This is a genomic window from Massilia sp. 9I, assembly GCF_902506415.1.
In the GTDB taxonomy this organism is placed as follows: domain Bacteria; phylum Pseudomonadota; class Gammaproteobacteria; order Burkholderiales; family Burkholderiaceae_D; genus Telluria.
In genome coordinates, this window is sequence record NZ_LR733275.1 from 1,060,249 (window position 1) to 1,082,666 (window position 22,418).

Annotated in this window: 19 protein-coding genes; 7 read left to right on the plus strand and 12 right to left on the minus strand. The window is 64.0% G+C overall.

Features of this window, described 5'->3' with window-relative positions; translation table 11 throughout:
* Positions 1 to 70: 70 nt before the first annotated feature.
* The 8 genes from GV068_RS04750 to GV068_RS04785 all read right to left on the minus strand — a co-directional run bounded on the left by GV068_RS04750 (position 71) and on the right by GV068_RS04785 (position 10,732).
* Positions 71 to 856, minus strand: coding sequence for a LamG domain-containing protein (locus tag GV068_RS04750; protein WP_159696238.1), 786 nt, complete (start codon positions 854 to 856; stop codon positions 71 to 73).
* 144 nt (positions 857 to 1,000) lie between these two features.
* A complete protein-coding gene (locus GV068_RS04755) occupies positions 1,001 to 2,239 on the minus strand; it encodes a Zn-dependent hydrolase (RefSeq protein ID WP_159696239.1) in 1,239 nt (412 codons plus the stop codon).
* 14 nt (positions 2,240 to 2,253) lie between these two features.
* Positions 2,254 to 3,645 carry a dihydropyrimidinase gene (gene hydA, locus GV068_RS04760; protein WP_159696240.1) on the minus strand — a complete coding sequence of 464 codons (1,392 nt, stop codon included), beginning with the start codon at positions 3,643 to 3,645 and terminating at the stop codon, positions 2,254 to 2,256.
* Positions 3,646 to 3,662: 17 nt separating this feature from the next.
* A complete protein-coding gene (locus GV068_RS04765; protein ID WP_159696241.1) occupies positions 3,663 to 5,138 on the minus strand; it encodes an NCS1 family nucleobase:cation symporter-1 in 1,476 nt (491 codons plus the stop codon).
* 80 nt (positions 5,139 to 5,218) lie between these two features.
* Positions 5,219 to 6,499 (minus strand): NAD-dependent dihydropyrimidine dehydrogenase subunit PreA, encoded by a 1,281-nt coding sequence (gene preA / locus GV068_RS04770; RefSeq protein WP_159696242.1) that lies wholly within the window; start codon positions 6,497 to 6,499, stop codon positions 5,219 to 5,221.
* The gene (locus GV068_RS04775; RefSeq protein WP_159696243.1) at positions 6,487 to 7,875 is read right to left on the minus strand and encodes an NAD(P)-dependent oxidoreductase; all 1,389 of its coding nucleotides are present in this window, start codon (positions 7,873 to 7,875) and stop codon (positions 6,487 to 6,489) included. The genes preA and GV068_RS04775 overlap by 13 nt, the downstream gene beginning before the upstream one ends.
* 40 nt (positions 7,876 to 7,915) lie before the next feature.
* Positions 7,916 to 9,409 carry a CoA-acylating methylmalonate-semialdehyde dehydrogenase gene (locus GV068_RS04780; protein ID WP_159696244.1) on the minus strand — a complete coding sequence of 498 codons (1,494 nt, stop codon included), beginning with the start codon at positions 9,407 to 9,409 and terminating at the stop codon, positions 7,916 to 7,918.
* A gap of 6 nt (positions 9,410 to 9,415) precedes the next feature.
* The gene (locus GV068_RS04785; protein ID WP_159696245.1) at positions 9,416 to 10,732 is read right to left on the minus strand and encodes an aspartate aminotransferase family protein; all 1,317 of its coding nucleotides are present in this window, start codon (positions 10,730 to 10,732) and stop codon (positions 9,416 to 9,418) included.
* 223 nt (positions 10,733 to 10,955) lie between these two features.
* Here GV068_RS04785 and GV068_RS04790 point away from each other — a divergent pair, with 223 nt between their 5' ends.
* The 7 genes from GV068_RS04790 (at position 10,956) to GV068_RS04820 (ending at position 16,329) form a co-directional block, all read left to right on the plus strand.
* Positions 10,956 to 12,383, plus strand: a complete 1,428-nt coding sequence (locus tag GV068_RS04790) for a PLP-dependent aminotransferase family protein (RefSeq protein WP_159696246.1) — start codon at positions 10,956 to 10,958, stop codon at positions 12,381 to 12,383.
* A 7-nt stretch (positions 12,384 to 12,390) separates the two neighbouring features.
* Positions 12,391 to 13,035 carry a TetR/AcrR family transcriptional regulator gene (locus GV068_RS04795; protein ID WP_159696247.1) on the plus strand — a complete coding sequence of 215 codons (645 nt, stop codon included), beginning with the start codon at positions 12,391 to 12,393 and terminating at the stop codon, positions 13,033 to 13,035.
* A 28-nt stretch (positions 13,036 to 13,063) separates the two neighbouring features.
* A complete protein-coding gene (locus GV068_RS04800) occupies positions 13,064 to 13,642 on the plus strand; it encodes a GNAT family N-acetyltransferase (RefSeq protein ID WP_159696248.1) in 579 nt (192 codons plus the stop codon).
* A complete protein-coding gene (locus GV068_RS04805; RefSeq protein ID WP_159696249.1) occupies positions 13,639 to 14,292 on the plus strand; it encodes an energy transducer TonB in 654 nt (217 codons plus the stop codon). Before GV068_RS04800 ends, GV068_RS04805 begins: the two co-directional genes overlap by 4 nt.
* A 130-nt stretch (positions 14,293 to 14,422) precedes the next feature.
* Positions 14,423 to 14,674 (plus strand): hypothetical protein, encoded by a 252-nt coding sequence (locus tag GV068_RS04810; RefSeq protein WP_229463750.1) that lies wholly within the window; start codon positions 14,423 to 14,425, stop codon positions 14,672 to 14,674.
* Positions 14,675 to 14,677: 3 nt separating this feature from the next.
* A complete protein-coding gene (locus tag GV068_RS04815; RefSeq protein WP_159696250.1) occupies positions 14,678 to 15,568 on the plus strand; it encodes a sensor histidine kinase in 891 nt (296 codons plus the stop codon).
* A complete protein-coding gene (locus GV068_RS04820; protein ID WP_159696251.1) occupies positions 15,568 to 16,329 on the plus strand; it encodes a LytTR family DNA-binding domain-containing protein in 762 nt (253 codons plus the stop codon). The genes GV068_RS04815 and GV068_RS04820 overlap by 1 nt, the downstream gene beginning before the upstream one ends.
* Positions 16,330 to 16,345: 16 nt before the next feature.
* Here the strand turns inward: GV068_RS04820 and GV068_RS04825 are convergent, their stop codons facing one another.
* The 4 genes from GV068_RS04825 to GV068_RS04840 all read right to left on the minus strand — a co-directional run bounded on the left by GV068_RS04825 (position 16,346) and on the right by GV068_RS04840 (position 22,407).
* Positions 16,346 to 17,014, minus strand: coding sequence for a DUF2076 family protein (locus tag GV068_RS04825; RefSeq protein WP_159696252.1), 669 nt, complete (start codon positions 17,012 to 17,014; stop codon positions 16,346 to 16,348).
* A gap of 259 nt (positions 17,015 to 17,273) precedes the next feature.
* Positions 17,274 to 18,029 carry a hypothetical protein gene (locus tag GV068_RS04830; protein ID WP_159696253.1) on the minus strand — a complete coding sequence of 252 codons (756 nt, stop codon included), beginning with the start codon at positions 18,027 to 18,029 and terminating at the stop codon, positions 17,274 to 17,276.
* A gap of 65 nt (positions 18,030 to 18,094) precedes the next feature.
* Positions 18,095 to 19,471 (minus strand): hypothetical protein, encoded by a 1,377-nt coding sequence (locus GV068_RS04835; RefSeq protein WP_159696254.1) that lies wholly within the window; start codon positions 19,469 to 19,471, stop codon positions 18,095 to 18,097.
* 53 nt (positions 19,472 to 19,524) lie between these two features.
* The gene (locus tag GV068_RS04840; protein WP_159696255.1) at positions 19,525 to 22,407 is read right to left on the minus strand and encodes a type VI secretion system Vgr family protein; all 2,883 of its coding nucleotides are present in this window, start codon (positions 22,405 to 22,407) and stop codon (positions 19,525 to 19,527) included.
* Positions 22,408 to 22,418: the final 11 nt, after the last annotated feature.

The window sequence follows — 22,418 nt, forward strand, 5'->3', positions numbered from 1 at the left end:
TCCCAGGTTGCCCCGGGATCATGCCATTTTCACAAGAATGCTGTCGCCCGCGTTCGCTCCGGCGCCTCGATCAGGCCTGACGACGGCGGCGCGCGACTAGGCCCGCGAGTCCGGCCAGGCCCAGCAGCGCCAGCGAGGACGGTTCCGGCACGGCGCCGAACCTGATTTCGCGCACCTGAGCAGCGCTCAGCACGCTATCAAAGACTTGCACGTCCGCGATCGAACCGGAGAACCAGTTGATACCGGTCGCCAGGCCACCGACGGCGAGCAGGTTCTGATTAGTACGGAGCATATCTTTCGATGCGGTAACGACCTTCGAGTTGTTCAGCAGGCCATCCAGGTAGAGCGACATGGTACCGGTGTTCATCTGCCAGGTTGCGTTGACCAGATGCCACTGGTTGTCGTTGACGTTGGTGGTAGTGGTGATCGTCGTGTCGGGCCAGCCGATGCCGAAGCCGACCTTGTTGTTCATGAAGCTCAGGCCCCAGTCGCTCGTCACGCCGCCACGTTCAGCATCGACCAGTCCGAGGCCCTGGTACCACTGCGACGCGCCTTGCGGGCTGGTGGCGCCGGTTTTCATCCAGAACGACACACTGAAGTCGCCCGAGATCGCGGCCACGGTCGTCGACCGGATGTAGCCGCTGCTGTTGAAGACGGCTGCTTTACCCGCCGCGCCGGCCGGCGTTGCCGATGAATAGCTAAAGGTGCCGGCCTGGGCCATCGACCTCGGCTTCGAACCGGTGTCGAAGCTATTGTTATTGAAAATAAAGTGGTCGACTGGGATGGGCAATGCTGCAGCGCTGCCCGTGACAGTGGTCAGTGCGAGACCGGCGAAAAACATACGAATATTACTCATTGCCAATTTCCCTTGTAATTTATTAACGCTAAGGGATTAAAAGCAATGTTTATGCCAAGAAAATAATAGTGATTCTAATCAATTACTTAGCTGTGGGCTACAGTGAGGCGCGCAGCTAAGTGTAAATATTCTCGACAACTAGCATCAGCGCGCGATGCCGGCGCACTCGAGCATTGCATGCAGCAGCACGTTGCAGCCCGCTTCCAGGTGGGCCGGCTGGGCGTCCTCGATTTCGTTGTGGCTGATGCCGTCCTTGCAGGGCACGAAGATCATCCCGGACGGCGCCACCCGCGCGGCGTAGATGGCGTCGTGGCCGGCGCCGGACACCACGTCCATGGTCGAATAGCCCAGCTTCTCGGTGGCGGCGCGCACCGCGTTCACGCAGTCGGGGTGGAATGGGCATGGCGGGTAGTAGGAGACGCGCTCGATCTCGATCCCCAGACCGCTCTGCTCGCGCGTCTTCGCGATAAACGCCAGCATCTCTTCATGCATGGTATTGAGCAGCTGGTCGTTCACATTGCGCAGGTCGATGCTGAACTTGACCTGGCCGGGAATCACGTTGCGGCTGTTCGGGAACACCTGCACCATGCCGACCGTCCCGCGGCCGTACGGCGGGTAGCGGTTGGCAATCTGTACCACCTCCTGCATGATGGTGGTCGCCACCTGCAGCGCGTCGCGGCGCAGGCCCATCGGCGTAGGGCCGGCGTGCGCCTCCATGCCCGTCACCGTGCAGTCGTACCAGGACAGGCCCATCACCGCCGGCACCACACCGATCACCTTGTCGGCGTCTTCCAGCACCGGTCCCTGCTCGATGTGGGTCTCGAAATAGGCGCCGATCGGGTGCTTGCCGGGCACCTCGTCGCCCAGGTAGCCGATGCGTTCCAGTTCCTCGCGCACGCTTTTTCCCTCGACGTCGCGCGCGGCGTAGGCCGTCTCCAGGCTGAAGGCGCCGCAGAACACGCCCGAGCCCATCATCACGGGCACGAAGCGCGAGCCCTCCTCGTTGGTCCAGAAGGCGACCTCGATCGGCGCCTCGGTCTGGATGTTCAGGTCATTCAGGGTGCGCACCACCTCCAGCCCGGCCAGCACGCCGTAGTTGCCGTCGAACTTGCCGCCAGTCGGCTGGGTGTCGACGTGGCTGCCGGTGACGATCGGGAGCGCGGAAGCGTTGCGCCCTGCGCGCCGCATGAAGACGTTGCCGATCTGGTCGACCGTGACTTCCAGTCCCGCCTCGCGTCCCCAGCGCACGACCAGGTCGCGGCCCTGGCGGTCGAGATCCGTCAGGGCCAGGCGCTTGACGCCGCCCTTCTCGGTGGCGCCGATCGCGGCCAGCTCCATCAGCGATTTCCACAGGCGGTCGCCATTGATGCGCAGTTCGTTCATGTTCTTCCCCTCGTTCAGGCCACGGTGGCGGTAAAGGCGGGACGCTCGACGTAGCGGCCGGCGCCGCGCTCGGCGCGCAGCTCGCCACGTGCGAACACCAGCTTGCCTGCGGCGACGGTATGGGTCGGGATGCCGCGCACGGTGCGGCCATCGAACACGTTGAAGCCGCCCTTGGCAAACTGCGTCTGGGTCGAGATGGTGCGGCTGCCGTTCGGGTCCCAGACCACGATGTCGGCATCCGCGCCGGCCGCGATCAGGCCCTTGCGCGGGTACATGTTGAAGATCTGGGCCGCATTGGTCGACGTGACGCGCACGAATTCGGAGGGCGTGAGCAAGCCACTGTTGACGCCCGCGTCCCATATCACCGCCATGCGTTCCTCGACGCCGCCGCAGCCGTTGGGAATTTTCGTGAAATCGTCCTTGCCGGCCGCTTTCTGCTCGGCGCAGAAGGTGCAGTGGTCGGTCGCCGTGGTGTGCAGGTTCCCGCCCTGCAGGCCCTGCCACAGCGCCTGCTGGTGATGGCGGCTGCGGAACGGCGGGCTCATTACGTGGCCGCGGGCGAAATCGGGGTCCGGATGGCGGTAGACGCTGTCATCGATCACCAGGTGCCCAGCCAGGGCTTCGCCGTACACGCGCTGCCCTTTGGCGCGGGCGCGTGTAATCGCCTCCAGCGACTCGGCGCAGGACACGTGCACGATGTAGACCGGGGTGCCGAGCACGTTGGCGATGGCGATCGCACGGTTGGCCGCTTCCGCTTCGACTTCGGGAGGACGCGACAGCGGGTGCGCCTCGGCGCCGCGGATGCCCTTGGCCAGCAGCTCCTGCTGCAGCTGGTAGACCAGTTCGCCGTTCTCGGCGTGGACCGTCGGGATGGCCCCGAGCTCGAGCGAGCGGCGGAAGCTTTTGACCAGGGTCTCGTCGTCGGCCATGATCGCGTTCTTGTAGGCCATGAAGTGCTTGAAGCTGTTCACGCCGTGCTCGCGCACCAGCACGCCCATCTCGTCGTGCACCGACTTGTCCCACCAGGTGACGGCCACGTGGAAGGTGTAGTCGCCGGCCGACTTCTCGGCCCAGCCGCGCCAGGTGTGGAAGGCCTCCAGCAGCGACTGCTTCGGATCGGGGATCACGAAGTCGATGATGGTGGTGGTGCCGCCCGCCAGCCCGGCCGCGGTCCCGGTGAAGAAGTCGTCCGCCGTGACCGTGCCCATGAAGGGCAGCTGCATATGCGTGTGCGGGTCGATCCCGCCCGGCATCACGTACTGGCCGCCGGCGTCGACGATGGTGGCGCCCGCTGGGGCCTCCAGGTTCTCCCCGACCGCCGCGATCTTGTCGCCTACACAAAGCACATCGGCGCGGAACGCCCGGTCGGCGTTCACGACAGTCCCGCCTCGGATCAAGGTCGTCATCAGCTTCTCCCTCGTTGTTAGGATTGGTGGGCCGCCAGTGCCGGGACGCGGTGGCCCTTCATCATGGCGCCGTAGACGATTGCCGCGATGGCGACGCCGACGAACCATGCATAGGTATAGATGGTCTTGAATGCCGCGCCGACGTCCGGGAAGGAGGCCGGGAAGGCGGCGTTCAGGAAGCCTGGGATGTTGGGCAGCACGCCCAGCACGAAGGCCACCAGGGCCGCCATGTTCCAGCCGTTCTTGTACGAGTAGATGCCATCGTCGCGATACATCTGGGCGACGTCGAGCTGCGTCTTGCGCACCAGGTAGTAATCGACGATCAGGATGCCGGCGATCGGCCCGAGCAGCGCCGAGTAGCCCACCAGCCAGGTGAAGATGTAGTTCTGGGTGCTCTCGAGGATCTTCCAGGGCATCATCACCAGGGCCAGGCCGGCCGTGATGTAACCGCCCATCCGGTAGCTGATGGCACGCGGCGCCAGCGCCGAGAAGTCGTAGGCCGGGCCGACCAGGTTGGCCGCCAGGTTGACGCTAACGGTATCGACCAGCAGCACGATCAGCGCCACCAGCACGGCGGTGCCTTCCATGCGGCTGGCCAGGTCGACCGGGTCCCACAGGGCCTTGCCGTACAGGACCACGGTGGCCGAGGTGACGATCACCGCGAGGGCCGCCAACAGGCCCATCGGCACCGGCAGGCCGACGGTCTGCCCGACCACCTGGTCGCGCTGGGTCTTGGCGAAACGGGTGAAGTCGGGGATGTTCAGCGCCAGCGTGGCCCAGAAGCCGATCATGGCGGTGAGCGAGGGCCAGAACACCTGCCAGAACTGGCCTTCCTTCGGCCCGCCCGGAACAAAGGCCGAGGGACGATCGAGCAGCGAGCCGAAGCCGCCGGCGCGCTGGTAGACCCACCACAGCAGCACGAAACAGATCGCGATCTTCAGCGGCGCGGTCCAGGTTTCCAGTTTGCGGATCGACTCGATGCCGTGCACGATGAAGTAGAGCTGGATCGCCCAGAAGGCGAGGAAGCACAGCAGCTGCGCCACGTTGATGCCGAGGCCCGCGATGGGATCGCCGCCGATCGGGGCGCCGTTCATCACGCCCAGCAGCGTGTAGATCATGCTGCCGCCGAACCAGGTCTGGATGCCGTACCAGCCGCAGGCGACGATGGCGCGCATCAGGGCCGGAAGCCTGGCGCCGCTGGTGCCGAAGGAGGTGCGCGCCAGCACCGCATACGGGATGCCGTACTTGGTGCCGGCGTGGCCGATCAGGAGCATCGGCACCAGCACGATGGCGTTGGCGAGGAAGACCGTCCACACCGCCTGCGATGCCGACATGCCCGATTCGATCAGGCTGCTTGATAACGTGTAGGCGGGAATGCACATCACCATGCCGACCCACAGCGCGGCGAAGTGATACCAGCGCCAGGTGCGCTGCGCGACCCCGGTCGGGGCCAGGTCATCGTTCCAGAGTTCGGAGCTTGCGTTGTGTTGCATGGTCACGTGGGCCTCTCCTGGTCGGTTGCAGATTGTGCAACCGAGTGTAGCGCAATCGTCTGGTCAAAGGTGTCGCGTGCTTACACGACGACCGGCTCGGCACGCGGATTGCGCGGGTCCTGGGTCCAGTTCATGTAAGGCTTGCCCGTCTCCTGCGGCACCATGGTGATGCAGGACTCGACCGGACAGGTGATCTCGCACAGGTTGCAACCCACGCACTCGGCCTTGATCACCTCGTAGCGGCGGGTGCCCGCATCGTCGACCGCGCGTGAGATGGCCTGGTGCGAGGTGTCCTCGCAGGCCACGTAGCATTTGCCGCACTTGATGCACTTGTCCTGGTCGATCTGGGCGATCACATGGTAGTTCATGTCCAGGTACTTCCAGTCGGTGGTGTTCTGCACCGCTTTGCGCGAGAAGGCCGCGATGTTTTCGTAGCCCTTGCTGTCCATCCAGCGCGACAGACCGTCCTTCATCTCTTCGACGATGCGGAAGCCGTGCAGCATCGCGGCCGTGCAGACCTGCACGCTGCCGGCGCCAAGGGCGATGAATTCGGCCGCGTCGCGCCAGCTGCCGATGCCGCCGATGCCGGAGATCGGCAGGTTGCGGGTCTGCGGGTCGCGCGCGATCTCGGCCACCATGTTCAGGGCGATCGGCTTGACCGCCGAGCCGCAGTAGCCGCCGTGGGTGCTGGCTCCGCCCACGATCGGGTAAGCCACCATCTGGTCGAGGTCGAGGTGGGTGATCGAGTTGACCGTATTGATCAGCGAGACCGCATCGGCTCCGCCTGCCAGCGCGGCGCGCGCCGGATGGCGCACGTCGGTGATGTTGGGCGTGAGCTTGACGATCACCGGCAGGCGCGTGTGCTTCTTGCACCATGCGGTGACCATCTGGACGTAGTCGGGCACCTGGCCCACTGCGGCACCCATGCCGCGCTCGGGCATGCCGTGCGGGCAGCCGAAGTTCAGTTCGATGCCGTCGGCGCCGGTCGCTTCCACCAGCGGCAGGATCGCCGCCCACGGCGCTTCCTCGCAGGGCAGCATCAGCGAGACAATCACGGCGCGGTCCGGCCAGTCCTTCTTGACCTGGGTGATCTCTTCCAGGTTGATGGCCAGGCTGCGGTCGGTAATCAGTTCGATATTATTGAAACCGATGACTTCGCGATTCTTGCCGTAAAGGGCCGAGTAGCGCGATGAGACGTTGACCGCCGGCGGATCTTCGCCCAGCGTCTTCCACACCACGCCGCCCCACCCTGCTTCGAAGGCGCGCACCACGTTATAGGCCTTGTCGGTCGGCGGCGCGGAGGCCAGCCAGAACGGGTTCGGGCTCTTGATGCCGCAGAAGTCGATGCTCAGGTCGGCCATGCTGCCTCCGTAGTGGCGCTAATGCGCGCTTGGATGTCTTCGTGGATGCTCAGTGCCGCCAGCTTGCCGTGCTGGACCGCCTGCACGGTCAGATCCTGCCCCAGGGCGACGCAGTCGCCGCCGGCGTAGATGCCGGGCAGTGCGGTGCGGAAGCGGCTGTCGATCTGGATGCGGTCGCCGTCACGCGCGAGTTCACGCGCCAGCGATTCCTGCAAGCCGTCCTCGCTCATGCTCTGGCCGATGGCCTTGAACACGGCGTCGGCCGCGATCTCGATGTAGCCGCCGGTGCGCACCAGCCGCCCCTCTTCCATGCGGGTCTGCTCGAAGCGCATGCCCGACACCCGGCCGGATTCGTCCAGCAGCACCTCGAGCGGTGCGGCCCAGGTGCGGATACGCACGTAGTTGGCCTTGGCGATTTCGATCTCGTGGCCGGTCGCGCTCATCGATTCCAGGCCGCGGCGATAGACCAGGGTCACGTCTTCGGCGCCCAGGCGCTTGATCTGCACCGCCATGTCGATCGCGGTATTGCCGGCGCCGATGACGACCGCGCGGCGCGGGACCGGCAAGGTGGACAGGTCGCTGGCCTGGCGCAACGCGGCGATGTAGTCGATGGCCGCCATCAGGCCCGGCGCATCTTCGCCGGTCAGGCCGAGCGCGCGGCTCGCGCCCAGGCCGATGCCCAGGAACACCGCATCATAGCGCGTGTGCAGCTCGGCCAGGCTGAGGTTCTCGCCCAGCTTGCGGCCGTACTCGATGTGGATGCCGCCGATCGACATCAGGAAGTCCACTTCGCGTTGGGCAAAGTCGCCCGGCAGCTTGTACCTGGCGATGCCGTATTCATTCAGGCCACCCGCTTTCGGGCGCGCCTCGTAGACCACCACGTCGTTGCCCAGCATGGCGAGGCGGTGGGCGCAGGACAGGCCGGCCGGGCCGGCGCCGACCACGGCGATCACCTTACCGGTGGCGGGAGCACGCTGGAAGGGATGGCTGGTGAAGTTCGCATTGTCGACCGCGTAGCGCTGCAGCAGGCCGATGCGCACCGGCTCGCGCTCGGACGGATTGTTGCGCACGCAGGAATCCTCGCACAGGATCTCCGTGGGGCAGACCCGGGCGCAGCTGCCGCCGAAGATGTTGGCCTTGAGGATGCCATGGGCGGCGCCGTCGATGTTCCCGTCGTGGATGTTCTTGATGAAGCTGGCGACGTCGATGCCGGTCGGGCAGGCGTTCATGCAGGGGGCGTCGTAACAGTACAGGCAGCGCGCCGCCTCGACGGCGGCCTGGCGCGCGGTGAGCGGCGGCGCCAGGTCGGTGAACTGCGAGGCGAGCTCGCCGTTCGACCCTGCCGCGGGCGGCAGGTGCTGGAGTGACTCGATCATGTGCATCCCTTCTTATTGTGGTCTACGACAAGCTGCTCTGCTATTTCATCTGCGGGAAAGCGAACTGCGGCCCGCTGCTGGCGGTGTTGGGCCAACGCTCCATCACCGCTTTGTGGCGGGTATAGAAACGCACGCCTTCCGGGCCATAGGCGTGATGGTCGCCGAACAGGCTGCGCTTCCAGCCGCCGAAGCTGTTGAAGGCCATCGGCACCGGCAGCGGCACGTTCACGCCCACCATGCCCACCTCGATCTGGCGCACGAATTCGCGCGCCACGCCACCATCGCGGGTGAAGATGGCGACGCCGTTGCCGTACTCGTTGGCGTTGATGAGTTCCACCGCGCGGCCCACGTCCGGCAGGCGCACCACGCACAGCACGGGGCCGAAGATCTCTTCCTGGTAGATCGTCATGTCGGGCGTGACGTGGTCGAACAGGGTGCCGCCCACGAAGAAGCCGTTCGGGCAGCCATCGACGCGGTAGCCGCGCCCGTCCACCACCAGGCTGGCGCCCTGCTCCACGCCCTGGCCGATCAGGCGCTCGATGCGTTCCTTGGCGGCGCTGGTGACCACCGGGCCCATTTCGGCGCCTTCGGCCATGCCGTCGTTGATCTTCAGCTTTGCGGTGCGCTCCTTGAGCGCCGCCACCAGCTGGTCGCCGGCCTCGCCGATGGCCACCGCCACCGAAATCGCCATGCAGCGCTCGCCGGCGGAGCCGTAGGCCGCGCCCATCAGGGCGTCGACCGCCATGTCCATGTCGGCGTCCGGCATCACCACCATGTGGTTCTTGGCACCGCCCAGGGCCTGCACCCGCTTGCCCTTGGCCGAGCCACGGGAGTAGATGTATTCGGCGATCGGGGTCGAGCCGACAAAACTGATGGCCTGTACGTCCGGGTGGTCGAGCAGCGCATCGACCGCCACCTTGTCGCCCTGGACCACGTTGAATACGCCGTCCGGCAGCCCGGCTTCCGTCAGGAGGCGCGCATGCAGCAGCGAAGCCGAGGGGTCGCGCTCCGACGGTTTCAGGACGAAGGTGTTACCGCAGGCGATGGCGACCGGGAACATCCACATCGGCACCATCACCGGGAAGTTGAACGGGGTGATGCCGGCCACCACACCGAGCGGCTGGCGCATCGACCAGGCATCGATGCCGCGCGCGATCTGGTCGGTGAACTCTCCCTTGAGCATCTGCGGAATGCCGACCGCGAACTCGACCACCTCGATGCCGCGCGCGACTTCCCCCTGGGCGTCGGCGAAGGTCTTGCCGTGCTCGCGCACCACCATGGCCGCGAATTCGTCGGTGTGTTGCTGGCACAGCTGCAGGTATTTGAACAGCACGCGGGCGCGCGCCAGCGGCGGTGTGGCGGCCCAGGCCGGGAAAGCCTTGAGGGCCGCGGCGACGGCCGCATCGATGTCGCGCGGCTCGGCCAGCGCCACCCGTGCGCAGGCTTCGCCGCGCGCGGGGTTATAGACGTCGGCCTGGCGCGCGCCTTCCGCGTGCGCCAGTTGGCCGTCGATGAAATGCGAAATGATGTCCATGTCAGTTCAGTCCAGGTTCTTGAGGATGGTGGCCAGCTTGCCGAACAGTTCGTCGATGTGCTGCTTGTTCAGGATGAGCGGCGGCGACAAGGCGATGATGTCGCCCGTCACGCGGATCAGGATGCCGTCCGCGAAGGCTTTCTTGAAGGCGCTGTAGGCGCGTGCACCTGGTTTGCCGGCGATGGGCTCGAGCTCGATGCCGGCCACCAGGCCGATCGAGCGCAAGTCGATCACGTGCGGCAGGCCGCGCAGCGAATGCAGCGCATCCTCGAAGTAGGGCTGCAGCGACTTGGCGTTCTCGATGATGCCCTGCTCGCGGAACACCTCGAGCGTGGCGAGCGAGGCCGCACAGGCCAGCGGGTGGCCGGAATAGGTATAGCCGTGGAATAGCTCGATCCCGGCCGGCGCCTCCATGAAGGCGTCATGGATGAAGCGCTTGGAGAACACGGCGCCCATCGGCACGACGCCATTGGTCAGGCCCTTCGCAGTGGTCATCATGTCCGGCTCGACGCCGAAGTAGTCGCTCGCGAAGGGCGTGCACAGGCGGCCGAAGCCGGTGATCACTTCGTCGAAGATGAGCAGGATGCCGTGCTTGTCGCAGATCTCGCGCAGGCGCTTGAGGTAGCCCTTGGGCGGCACCAGCACGCCGGTTGAACCGGAGACCGGTTCGATGATGACGGCCGCGATGGTGGATGCGTCATGCAGGGTCACCAGGCGTTCCAGCTCGTCGGCCAGCTCCACGCCGAAGTCCGGCTCGCCGCGCGAGAAGGCGTTCTTGAGCAGGTTGTGCGTGTGCGGCAGGTGGTCCACGCCCGGCAGCAGCGGGCCGAAGCTCTTGCGGTTGTTGCCGATGCCGCCCACCGACAGGCCGCCGAAGCCGACCCCGTGGTAGCCGCGCTCGCGCCCGATCAGGCGGGTGCGCCCGCCCTCGCCGCGCGCCTTGTGGTAGGCCAGCGCCATCTTCAGGGCGGTGTCCACCGCCTCGGAACCGGAATTCGTATAGAACACGTGGCCGAACTTGTGGCCGGTGTAGTCCATCAGCTGTTCGGCCAGGTCGAAGGCGGCCGGATGGCCCATCTGGAAGGTGGGGGCGAAGTCGAGCTGGCCGACCATTTCGCTGACCGCCTGCGTGATGCGCGGCTGGGCGTGGCCACAGGGCACGCACCAGAGGCCTGCGGTGCCGTCGAGCACGCTGTTGCCGTCGACGTCCTTGTAATACATCCCCTCGGCCGACACCAGCAGGCGTGGACTGGCCTTGAAGTCGCGATTGTTGGTAAACGGCATCCAAAATGCGGACATCGACTTGGGCCTGGACTCGTTCATGCGTCTCTCCCCGCCATGCGGCGAAAATTTTTACCAGTTGGCAAAATATTGATCAATAATAGTCAGCAAGGCAACACCGGCACAGATACACCAAGGGCAAAACCGACCAACCGTACAGGCGACACCGCCTGTACAGTTCAACCCCGGGACTGGAGTGGTGGAAATGGAAGAAGCTGTTTTAGCAGAGGTCATTCCTTCTGAAACCTTGCGATCAGGGACCAGTATGGCGCGAAGTGTGGCGTGGCCGCTACTCGCCATCGACCGCAACCGGCGCGGGAGCCTGGTCGACCAGATCGTTGCGACTATCTCGGCGATGGTAAACGAGCGCCAGCTCGGTGCCGGTACGAAAATGCCATCGGTTAGACAATTCGCAAAGTGCAATGGCGTCAGCACATTCACGGTGGTCGAAGCCTACGAGCGCCTGCTCCAGCTGGGCCTGCTTTCCTCGCGCCGCGGTTCCGGATTTTTTGTGGCCCGCAGCCTGCCGCAGGCGCCCTGCGCGCCCACGCCGTGCCAGCCCAGCCTGCAATCCGAAATCGACGCCCTCGCCCCCGACTTATATAGTGGGCAGGTTGAAGCGCTGCCCGTCGGCGCCGGCTGGCTGCCGCCCGAGTGGTATGGCGAGAACACCATTCTCGACGCCGTCCGCCACGCGATGAAGATCCCGGCCAGCCGCCTGCGCGGCTACGGCCACCCGCTCGGCTTCCCCTCGCTGCGCCAGCACCTGGCCGCGACCCTGTCGAGCGAACTGTTCCCCGTCGAGCCCGACCAGATACTGCTGACCAACGGCGCCACCCACGCCTTCGACCTGGTGCTGCGCACCCTGACGCGGCCGGGCGACGTGGTCCTGGTCGAGGACCCCGGCTACAGCAACCTGCTGTCGCTGGTACGCCACCACGGCTGCGTCCCGGTCGGGATCGCGCGCACCGAGTCGGGCCTGGACATGGACGAGCTGGCGCGCCAGGCCGCGCTGCTGCATCCGAAACTGATGTTCGTGAATACGGTGCTGCAGAATCCCCTCGGCACCTCGCTCTCGCCGGCCCAGGCGCACCGCCTGCTGGCGCTGGCCGAGCAGTACGATTTCTGGCTGGTGGAAGACGACATCTACCGCGAGCTGGCCGCCCCCGCGGAAGCCTCGCTGGCCGCGATGGACGGACTGCGCCGGGTGATCCGGGTCGGCAGCTTTTCCAAGACCCTGTCGCCGGTACTACGCGTCGGCTCCCTGTGCGCCTCGCGCTCCTTGATTCCGGAACTGCTGCGCGTGAAAATGGTGGCGGGCCTGACGACCTCCGAGATCAACGAACGCGCCGTGTTCCACGCTACCAGTACACGCGGCTACCGCCGCATGGTCGAGCGCCTGGCCAGCCAGCTCGAGGACGCGCGCGAGCGCACCGTGGACGCGCTGCGCGAGGTCGGCATGACGCCGCTGGCGCAGCCGCGCGGCGGCATGTTCGTCAGCGCCGGCTGGCAGGACGCGCCCACCGCAGCCAGGAACGGCCGCAGTATCGCCGACGCCGCGCTGCGCGCCGGCATCCTGCTGGCGCCGGGCGAATTCTTCACGCAGCGCGAACCCAAGGGCATCTGGTTCCGCTTCAATGCCGCCTATGCGGCCAACCCGCAACTACGCGACTTCCTGCGCGCCCAGCGCTGAGGACACCATGGACATTCAAGCGAGCGACAAGCTCAGCGACAGCGCCAGGCGGCGCGACAAGCTGGAAAACGCGATCCTGGCCGCGGCCACCCGCCTGTTCGCGGAATGCGGCTTCGAGGGCACCAGCATCGCCGCGGTGGCGGAGCGCACCGGCATCTCGAAGCAGAACCTGCTCTACTACTTCCCCACCAAGAACAGCCTGTACAAGCGCGTGCTCGACGACGTGCTGGACGACTGGCTGGAACGCATGGCCCACCTGGCCGATCCCGGCGCGGAACCTGCCGACGTCCTGCGCGCCTACGTCGCCGCCAAGCTGCGCTTCTCGCGCGAGCAGCCCTGGGCTTCGCGCGTGTACGCGATGGAAGTCATCGGCGGCGCCAAGTTCTACGGCGACCAGATCCGCGAACGCGTGGTGCCGCTGCTGCGCCGCGACATCGACGTGTTCGAAGGCTGGATGGCGGATGGCCGCATCGCGCGCGTCGACGCCACCCATCTGCTGTTCGCGCTGTGGGCCATGACGCAGTCCTACGCCGATTTCGCGGCCCAGATGACGCTGGTGCTGGGCCGGCCCGAACTGACCGGAGACGACTTCGAGGATGCCGAACGCCTGATCGGCGACATGGTCGTGCGGGCGGTGGCCACCGCCGCCTGAGCTGCGCGGCAGTGCTATCATCTTCTCCATGTCGAGCTACCCCACACCCATCCTTGCTACCGAACGGCTCACCCTGCGTCCCATGACGACGGGTGACGCCGCCGACCTGTTCGCCGTGTTTTCCGATCCGGCCGTGGTGCGCTACTGGAGCGCCGAAACCTGGACCTCGGTCGCCTTCGCGGAACAGTCCATCGCGCGTGCGCTCGACAGCTACCGCGAGCAGTCCGAGGTCCGCTTCGGCATCGAGCTGGCGCAAACCGGCGCCCTGATCGGCACCGTGAACCTGCACCACTTCTTCCCGCAGAACCGCCGCTGCGAAATCGGCTATGCGCTCGGCAGTCCGTACTGGGGCAAGGGATATGCGGTCGAAGCGCTGGAGGCGGCCATCGACTATGGTTTCCACGAACTGCGCCTGAACCGCATCGAAGCCGACATCGACCCGCGCAACGCCGCCTCGGCCGGCGTACTGGAGCGGATGGGCTTTCGCAAGGAAGGCTACATGCCGGAGCGCTGGTTCGTGCACGGCGAAATGGCCGATACCATCAACTACGGGCTGCTGCGCAGCTACTGGGACCAGCGCAGCAGCGCGCGGGCCAAGCGCGCATGAAGCGCCCTGCCATCGCCCTGCTGGCCGGCGCGCTCCTTCCCTGCGCATTCGCCCAGTCCGTACCCACACCCGCCGTCGCCGACAACAGGCTGGCCCAGCCCTCCACTCAGATGATGGAGGGCGACGCCCTGGTCTATCCGAAGGATGCCGCCTACCCTGCCGGCCTGGCCGCACGCGGCGTGCAGGGCCGCGCGGTGGTGCGCGTCAAGGTCGGCCCGGAAGGCAAGGCGGCTGGCGTCACGATCGCCGAATCCTCGCGCTCGCGCGAACTGGACAACGCGGCGCTCGCGCTGGCCCGCAGCTATCCCTACACGCCGCCCAAGCCGGGCGTGGCGCCGAGCGAAGTGCTGGTGCCGATCCGCTTTCGCAAGGACACGCTGTCCGAACTGCCGCACAAGACCTGCGCCGATTTCAATATCGACAAGGCCTGGTTCGCTACTGCCTTCCCCGAGTTCAAGCCCGGCGACATGGAGGTGGTGAAGATGGCAATCGGCGCCGTGCTGTTCACGCTGCCCGGACCGCAGCAGATGCCTTATGCGCGCAACAGCGGCGCCGTCGCAGCCGCCGCCATTGCTGCTTGCGCAACGCAGCCCGACGAGAAGTTCTTCGCATTGATACAGCGGGAAGCAGCGAAGCTCCCCCGGAAGTAATAAGGCCGGTCCCGTTTATCGCGCCACATTACCGCCAAAACCGGGATTTCGACCGTTCGTCGGATCGCCATGGCGTGTTGCGGACCCAAGGCCTAAAGTGGCGTCATCAACTCAACCGAAGGACGCACACATGAAAACCTCCCGCTTCGATTCGTTCATCGCTGACATGAAAGACATCGGCCGCAAGACCAACCGCGCCGTGCGCTCGGGCGCCCGCAGCCTGGCCGCTCTGCCCTGGCCCTCGCTGCTGGCGGTCTCGATCGGCCTGGCCCTGATCCTGAGCATCGTCCCGCTCGCACTGACGCTGTTCGTCGGCTTCCTGCTGCTGAAATTCCTCGCCGCGGCCCTGTTCGGCAGCCGTCCAGCCCAGATCGTGGAGTAAGCCATGGTCGCCGCCCCGATCAACCGCGCACTCGACTTCGTGCGCGAAGCCGTCAGCGAAGCCAGCGCCTTGTGGTGGGGCTTCTTCGACTGGCTGGCCCTGGTCGAGTGGCGCAAGCTGTACGTGACCTGGTTCCTGGCTTTCGTCTTCGGCATTTCGTTCAACCTGACAGAACCGGCGGTGTGGTTCATCCTGCTGTCCTTCGGCGTGAAGGTGCTGGCCGGCGGCAAGCGCCGCGCCGAACTCACCGCCCGGGAAGCGTCCGACAAGGCCAACGTGGCCACGCTCGAACGTCGCCTGATGGAAGCGAAGATGGCCACGCTGCAGGCCCAGGTCGAACCGCACTTCCTGTTCAATACCCTGGCCCTGATCGGCCAGCTGATCGAGACCGACCCGAAGGAAGCGGCGCGCGTGCATGCGCACCTGATCGAATACCTGCGTTCCTCGCTGCCGCAGATGCGCGCCGGCGGTGGCGGCACGCTCGGCAAACAGGTCGAACTGTCGCGTGCTTACCTGGCGATCATGCAGGCGCGCATGAAGGAACGTCTCGCCGTGCGCTTCGAGGTGCCGGACTTCCTCGGCAGCTCGCCCTTCCCGCCGATGATGCTGCAGACCCTGATCGAGAACTCGATCAAGCATGGGCTCGAGCCAAAAGTAGCGGGCGGCACCATCACGGTGCGCGCCCATGTGGAAGGCGCGACCCTGCATGTCGACGTGTGCGACGACGGTATCGGCATCGACGTCCACGCCGACGAAGGCGTCGGCCTGGCCAACATCCGCGAACGCCTGGCCCTGCTGTACGGGAAGGATGCCGAACTGGTAATCGAGATGCCACCGGGCGGCGGCGCCTGCGCCTCGATCCGCCTGCCTTACCGGATGACGGAGTTCGACTAATGACGGTGACTGCACTGATCGCCGACGACGAAGCCCCGCTGCGCGACCAGCTGCGCATGCGACTGGCCGAAGCCTGGCCCGAACTGCGCATCGTGGCCGAAGCCGCCAACGGCGCCGAAGCGCTGGAGCTGGCGGCGCAGCACAAGCCCGACATCGCCTTCCTCGACATCCGCATGCCGGGCATGGGCGGTATCGACGCCGCGCGCCAGCTCTACAACCGCTGCCACATCGTGTTCGCCACCGCCTACGACCAGTACGCGCTCGACGCCTTCGAACAGGGCGCGATCGACTACCTGCTCAAACCCGTGACCCCGGCGCGCCTGCAGACCACCTGCGAGCGCCTGCGCGCCCGCATCAAGCGCGCACCGCAGGACATCGGCGCGCAGCTGCTCGAACTGGGCACGCTGCTCAAGCAAGGTGGCGTGGCCAAGCCGAACTACCTGCGCTGGATCCAGGCGCAAGTCGGCGGCAGCCTGCGCATGGTGAGTACGCGCGAGATCCTGTACTTCCAGGCCGACGACAAGTACACCTGCGTGCAAACGGCCACCACCCAGCTGCTGATCCGCAAGACGCTCAAGGAGCTGGCGGACGAGCTGGACCCGGACGAGTTCTGGCGCATCCACCGCTCGACCCTGGTGCGGGTGGATGCGATCGCCGAAGTGTTCCGCGACCTGCGCGGACGCCAGATGGTCCGGCTGCGCGACTTCCCGGGCGAGCTGGAGGTGAGCCGCAATCACGGCCACCTGTTCCAGCAGATGTGACGTTCTCGGGCAGGGCTTAGCCGAACAGGCCCTCATCGGAACCGTCGCCGTCGAAGAAGCCGCCACTGCCTTCGGAACCGAAGTCGTCACTGCTCAGCAGGCTGTCGCCGGTGCCGATGTCGTTCAGGCCGGCCTGGTCGGCCAGCGAGCTGCCGGACAGGTCGCCACCTGACAGGTTTTCGCCACCCAGCAGGTGGGCGCCGCTATTGCCGCCGCCATGGTCATGGAACAGGTTGTCCAGGCCGTGGAACAGGAAGCTGCCCGCCGCCACACCGGCTGCCGTCGCCGCGATCGAGCCGAGCAGACCACCTCCCCCGCCACCGCGCAGGAAACCGCCCATGCCACGGCTCATCGAACCCGGCATCGCGTGCTGGTAGTGCATGTGATGGGATTGCGGGTGGCTGACTTGACGGCGGTTGCCCCAGTATGGGTCGAGGAAGCCGCCGCCTTGCGACTGGCCCTGTTGCTGGTGCAGCTGGTTTTCCAATGTGGCGATCTGGGAACGGGCGCTGTCCAGGGCCTGCTCCATCAGCAGCGCGCGCTGGACCAGCAGGTAGGCAGCGTCAGGTTGTTGCGCGACAGCACGCTGGATCAGTGCGTCAGCTTCGGGGTCTTTCTGTATGCCGCGGGCCTGCACTAGCTGGCCGAGGAAGTCATGCAGTTTTTGTGTGTCGGATGGGCTCATGGTGTTGCTCCTCATCGAAAGCGTGATTACTCTGCATGTTGTGCAAGTGGCAGCGATTTCAAGACCGCTGCGAAGCAGCTATAAGCCCGACCGTTGACCATACCTGCGTTACCGCGACGCGCCAGCTGGAATCATGTATGTGACATTGTTTCTTATGCTCAGTCGACAGCCCTCATGATACTGTCGAGTCTATCGAACTCCTCAGCAAACATGAACGTATGTAGCGATACTGGTTATCGCCGCGTGCCATGAGCCAAGATCAAACCAGATTTCTTTTAGAGGATTTTGCAGAAGACATTTTTTTGTCTACGGCTTTGTGCCTGCTTGCCGCATCAACTAACACTTCTTTCCCGGTAGCTCGTCGGATCTTAGCAGGATATCGATAACACACCAAATAACCCCGAAAAGCGAAGCCGAAACTCATCCAGCTTACAGGGACCATTGCTACAGCAAGAAATACATGAGGAAAAGGAATTCCCGCAAAATCGCGAACACTGCCCATCATCGGCACTAAAGCGAGCGCAAGCACTATAAATATCGCAAAATACCTATCGGGCGGCATTTGCGAGAATTTAAAATATTTATCAAGGAGATATTGATCTCCATTACGCATATAGTAGACCGCGTCAGACTCTTCCTCATACATGACCTTGCAGAGGGCATCGTTTTCAAAAACGTTCTTGTACAGGACCGAAAATTTTCGACACCATACTACGTGACTGATTACCTGGAGTACCAACAAAGATACTTTGAGCCATTGCACAAGACTCCCGTATATCACCAAGGTCAGCAAAGGAACGACGGAAAAGAGAGAAATGCTGGCCCCAAAAATTATGGAAATTCCGTAATATCTTGCTTGCCAACCCCAGCGCAGAGCTAACGCGAAAAATGCTAGGATTAGCGTAGTCGCCAAAACTAGAAACAGTAGTTGTGCCACCAGATTTCCCATAAGCGGAATGCGTGGCGCGGCACCATAGGCAAGGGGCAGACATACCAAACTGATCAGAACTGGCATACATGCGCAAGTGCCGATGAACCTGGAGGGACGCATCCATTGTGGATTGATAGCATCCAAATTTCTCAAAATGCTACCTCCTCGTAATCCCACAGGAGCTTTCGCTTCAGATACAACCAATTTGATTCGACGTTCTGACGGATTCGACTAGCCAACACCTCAGAGAGTCCCCCTTGATTTCCCTCTCCGCCGACTGCCTGCCCCAATTTCTTGTCCGCGAAATCAACAGCATAAGTTATTGCGACTCCTACTCCTATTGTCAGCGCACCAACTGCAAGCACTGACACACTCGCTCCCATTGCAAGCAAAATAAACGCCGTTATACAAGTCACTATTGCTGTCGTTAGCGCTGCAACCAAAACCGATTTCACAACGTTCATCATCAAGGAAGCCGTCAAATCATATCCATCCTTACTTGCATCAGCTTTCCATTCAGCGAGCGCCGCCGCGCTTCCGAAGATAAAGCTAACTAAGGCATTTGATTTGAATGTACTAAGAACGCCCTTGCCTATTCCGGAAACAGCGGTGCTGACCTTTCCGGCTCCTGAAAAGATATTCATGACGCGTTCATGGCCCGGACCAAAACCGCCCTGCTTGAACACGCCGTTAGATTTGCTATAGCCGGAGAAATAAAATCTGACTTTCTCGTTTACCTTATGAATCCTGGCTTTAACGAGTTTAAACCCGGCGTGGGTTTTGCCGTCTATGCTGGCCTTTAGCCAGTCCCAATTGTCCCCAGCATAAGCAGCGGCACCTGCAAGCTGCCCAAGCAGCCAGTTGCGTGTTGCAATTTCATTCGGATCCAAGTCGGCAAGACCCGACTTGCCACCCCCAGACCCAAGCGTTTTCCATATCCATGCGGGTAAATCTTTCAGAATGGTATCAATTACACATACGATGGGCCACTCGTCGTCTACGGTCGCTGCAACCGGGCGAGCCTGGGCACTTGGACTCGACAACTGCTGCTTCGCCATGTGCTGCATCGCACCTGTCTTTCGCGCATCAGTTCCCTGTGCAGACCCTCCGATGGCAATAATGATTGGATCGGGCTTTGTAGAGGGTGATTCGTCGTACTGTTTTGCGTCAAGCTTCCTTGGATCGAGCTTCATCATCAGTTGTCCAGCTGACTTGAGTAACAGCTCGCCGCTGAAATTGCGCCCTACCCAGAGATGCAAGCGTTCTCCATCGTTGAACAGTACCCGTTGTTTGCCTTGCCCAGCTACGAGCTTCTTTTTTTCTGCATCGTAGAAATCGGAGCCGGTCGATTCGACGGTATAGCTCCGTTGCGAGCCAAGCTTTAAGTCAAAGACGACGTCACGGTGCTTTTTTAAAACAACCTGGACCTTATCGGTGGATCGCCAGCACTGCACACTTTCACCTGGCAGATCAATGCACACCGTTTGGGCTTTGGCAGATAAGGAAGCTGCGGAGTTGGATCCCATATTTCACACCATGACATGGACTAGCGTTTCAACTAATTAATTCTGACGTGTCCTCAACGGCGACGCGGCTGTTTGGCGCCGAAGGGGCCCAGGGGTACATTCTTGAGTACGGCTTTACCGCTTCCGTCCAGCACAGCCATCTGCTCTTTGCCGTTCGAAAACCGCATTGCGATCGGCTCATCGGTCAATACCTTACCGTCTGCATCTACGTACTCAATCTCAAGGTCGCGCTTGATGTTGAGTTCGGCCACCTTCATCGCTAACTCTGGACTGGCTACGCTAACTGGTCCGGCCAGCTCTTTCTTGCTCGCTTTGAACTCGACATTGCCTGGCGCGTGGACTTCGATATTCCCGCCTTCGAGCTTGATGTACGCTCCCTGCGCCGTCAGCAACACATGCTTCTTCGGCGCCGAAATCGTCGCCGACTTGGTCACGCTGGCCACGGTGATCTTCTTGTCCGCAGTCAGCCTCATCGGCCCTGACTGGCTCTGGCAACTCAGCTTCCCGCTCGCCGCATGCAGCTTGATCCCCACCTCCTGATTCGGCTTGTCCTTGTTGGTCGCCTTCCCGTACGTGAACAAGCTGATGCCCTTCGCGACTAGCATGGACGCACTGCCCTGCGCGACCATATTGATGTCCTGTCCCGCGACAATGCTGCTGGTCGTGCCTGCTGAAATCACCGCATCCGCCGGCGTCGTCGCAACGATCCCCGCTGGACTCGACAGTTGCAGATGCGGCTCGCTGTAGGCAACCGCCTCCTGCTCGGTCGCAGAAATCACCTCGGCGCTGTGGCGCATCTCCTTTACCGCCACGAGCTCTTCCGGCGCCGGCTCGCCTTCGAGCTTGACGTTGTGCTTCTGCGCCAGGGTCGCCACATCGACCTGCAGCTGGTGGCAGTCCTCGATCACGGATACCGCCTCGCGCGCATCGAGCTGGCTGCCGCTGGCGCCCTGGCGCGCATCGCTCGACAGCAGCAACCCCTTCCCCGCCCGCATGGCCAGGCTGTGCGCGGTCTTGAGCTCGGCGCCGAAGCCCACTGTCGCCAGCCGTTCGTTATCGGTCTGGTGCGTCAGGTGCCCCAGGTTCAGTTCGGCCGTTCCCTGGTGGGGCTTCATATGACATTGCAGCCCAATGCGTGCCTGACCGGGACTGTCATCGAACACAAGCTGGCTGTAGGCCCCGGTACCGGCTTGGCTATCGCCCATGCTTTGTGACTTGAAGCCCAACAGGACCGCCGCGTGTCCGTGCCCGCCTGCCTCGCCGGGGAACCAGGGCGGCGCATTGCCGGTCATTGAGCCCGGCCCCTGCGCCACCTGGTTGTGCTGGGCGTCGCGCTGTCCGCGGCCGTTGTACAAGGCGCCGATCACGACCGGGCGGTCGATATCGCCTTCGATGAAATCGATCAGCACTTCCTGCCCCACGCGCGGCACCATGTTGCTGCCCCAGTTCACGCCGGCCATCGGTGTCGCGAGCCGGACCCAGGTCCCGGCCGTGTCGTCGCCGGGTGCGCCGGTGTGGCCATCCACGAAGGGATGCGTCAGGCGACTGTGGCTCGCCACCCCGCGCTGCCAGTGGAACTGCACCTTGATGCGGTGGTCCCGGTCCGTGTGGATCACGGCGCCGGGCGGCCCGACCACGATTGCGGTTTGCTGGCCGTGCACGGTCGGGCGCGGATGCAGGATGCGTCCGTGTCCTTCCGGTCCCGTGCTGCGGTATGGAACGCTGGCGGGGATGGCGTCGATGCGGTTGCGGTACAAGGGACGCTCGCCGCCAGGCTGGCGCGCCATCCTGAACTCAGGTTCGCCCGTCGCCGCGGTGGCAAGCGGGCTGTGGCCCAGCAGCTTGTCGACCGTCTCGAGCATGTCGGCGGTCAGGTTGTTATGCATCAGGTGCGTGACGCCGGTGATCACGAAGCGGCGCCCGTCCTCACCGTCTGCCGCATCGAAGCGCGCGTGTCCGTTCAAGGTAAAGCTGGTTCCGGGCGCGAAGGTGCGCACAGTCCCCGCCGCGACGTGAACATGGCGCGCCGCCTCGCAGGCCTGGATCTGGTTTTCCACCAGTCGTTCGCCCTGCTCGCGGGTCTCCCATGCGTACTGTCCCGGCGTATCGCGGCTGGTCAGCATTCCGTCCGCACCGGCGCCACCGGCCGCCACCTGGCGCTGGCGCACGGTGCGGTAGTCCCAGCTGCCCAGCTCGATGGCATTGGTCAGCAACCGCGATTCGGTACGCCAGCGGTCGATGCTGTCGGCCTTCATCACCGCGCCGGGGCGCGTAAACTCGACCTGCGACTGCGCATTCGGCTGGAAGGCGCCGTTGTGGTCGGCGATGACCATGGTGTGTTCGCCGAGCGTGCTGCTGTCCGGGTCTGCGCTATGCTCGAAGAAGTAGAACAGGCCCTCTTCGAACATCAAGCGCTCGACGAAGGCCAGGTCGCTTTCCTGGTATTGCGTGGTCAGGCTGCGCTTCGGATAGACGGCACGGTCGGCCAGCTCGAAGCGCCATGCGGGCGCGATCCTGCCCCGTCCGGCGTAGCTGCCGAAGACGACGTCGAGGATGTCGAACACGCTCATGTCCTGGAAGATGCGGCTGTCGCGGCCGAGCGCCAGGAACTGGCTCCAGGGTTCGAGGGTGAGCGCGTAACGCGCGAAGCCGCCGTTCGCGCCCGTCATCTCGGCGGCGGTGATGTAACCGTGGAAGGGGCGTGGCGCATCGATGCTGGTGGCCGTGAGTAGCTCCACCAGTGCCGGCTGCCCCACCAGCGCCTTCAGGCGCACCTGCGCGTCCAGCGACAGCGCGTCGATCCGGAAACAGTAGCCGCGGCTGATGGCTTCCTCGCCATGGACGCATTCGGCTACCAGGTCTTCACCGAGGGACGTCGTCAGCCGGATCAGGCGCGTGTCCTGGGTAAAGCGCAACAATGAGTCAAACGCTGACATGGGCTTCTCCC

Excerpts from the sequence above, each read along its gene's own strand:
- GV068_RS04750 (WP_159696238.1), bottom strand. The coding sequence starts at position 856 with ATGAGTAATATTCGTATGTTTTTCGCCGGTCTCGCACTGACCACTGTC.
- GV068_RS04755 (WP_159696239.1), bottom strand. The coding sequence starts at position 2,239 with ATGAACGAACTGCGCATCAATGGCGACCGCCTGTGGAAATCGCTGATG.
- hydA (WP_159696240.1), bottom strand. The coding sequence starts at position 3,645 with ATGACGACCTTGATCCGAGGCGGGACTGTCGTGAACGCCGACCGGGCG.
- GV068_RS04765 (WP_159696241.1), bottom strand. The coding sequence starts at position 5,138 with ATGCAACACAACGCAAGCTCCGAACTCTGGAACGATGACCTGGCCCCG.
- preA (WP_159696242.1), bottom strand. The coding sequence starts at position 6,499 with ATGGCCGACCTGAGCATCGACTTCTGCGGCATCAAGAGCCCGAACCCG.
- GV068_RS04775 (WP_159696243.1), bottom strand. The coding sequence starts at position 7,875 with ATGATCGAGTCACTCCAGCACCTGCCGCCCGCGGCAGGGTCGAACGGC.
- GV068_RS04780 (WP_159696244.1), bottom strand. The coding sequence starts at position 9,409 with ATGGACATCATTTCGCATTTCATCGACGGCCAACTGGCGCACGCGGAA.
- GV068_RS04785 (WP_159696245.1), bottom strand. The coding sequence starts at position 10,732 with ATGAACGAGTCCAGGCCCAAGTCGATGTCCGCATTTTGGATGCCGTTT.
- GV068_RS04790 (WP_159696246.1), top strand. The coding sequence starts at position 10,956 with ATGGCGCGAAGTGTGGCGTGGCCGCTACTCGCCATCGACCGCAACCGG.
- GV068_RS04795 (WP_159696247.1), top strand. The coding sequence starts at position 12,391 with ATGGACATTCAAGCGAGCGACAAGCTCAGCGACAGCGCCAGGCGGCGC.
- GV068_RS04800 (WP_159696248.1), top strand. The coding sequence starts at position 13,064 with ATGTCGAGCTACCCCACACCCATCCTTGCTACCGAACGGCTCACCCTG.
- GV068_RS04805 (WP_159696249.1), top strand. The coding sequence starts at position 13,639 with ATGAAGCGCCCTGCCATCGCCCTGCTGGCCGGCGCGCTCCTTCCCTGC.
- GV068_RS04810 (WP_229463750.1), top strand. The coding sequence starts at position 14,423 with ATGAAAACCTCCCGCTTCGATTCGTTCATCGCTGACATGAAAGACATC.
- GV068_RS04815 (WP_159696250.1), top strand. The coding sequence starts at position 14,678 with ATGGTCGCCGCCCCGATCAACCGCGCACTCGACTTCGTGCGCGAAGCC.
- GV068_RS04820 (WP_159696251.1), top strand. The coding sequence starts at position 15,568 with ATGACGGTGACTGCACTGATCGCCGACGACGAAGCCCCGCTGCGCGAC.
- GV068_RS04825 (WP_159696252.1), bottom strand. The coding sequence starts at position 17,014 with ATGAGCCCATCCGACACACAAAAACTGCATGACTTCCTCGGCCAGCTA.
- GV068_RS04830 (WP_159696253.1), bottom strand. The coding sequence starts at position 18,029 with ATGCCAGTTCTGATCAGTTTGGTATGTCTGCCCCTTGCCTATGGTGCC.
- GV068_RS04835 (WP_159696254.1), bottom strand. The coding sequence starts at position 19,471 with ATGGGATCCAACTCCGCAGCTTCCTTATCTGCCAAAGCCCAAACGGTG.
- GV068_RS04840 (WP_159696255.1), bottom strand. The coding sequence starts at position 22,407 with ATGTCAGCGTTTGACTCATTGTTGCGCTTTACCCAGGACACGCGCCTG.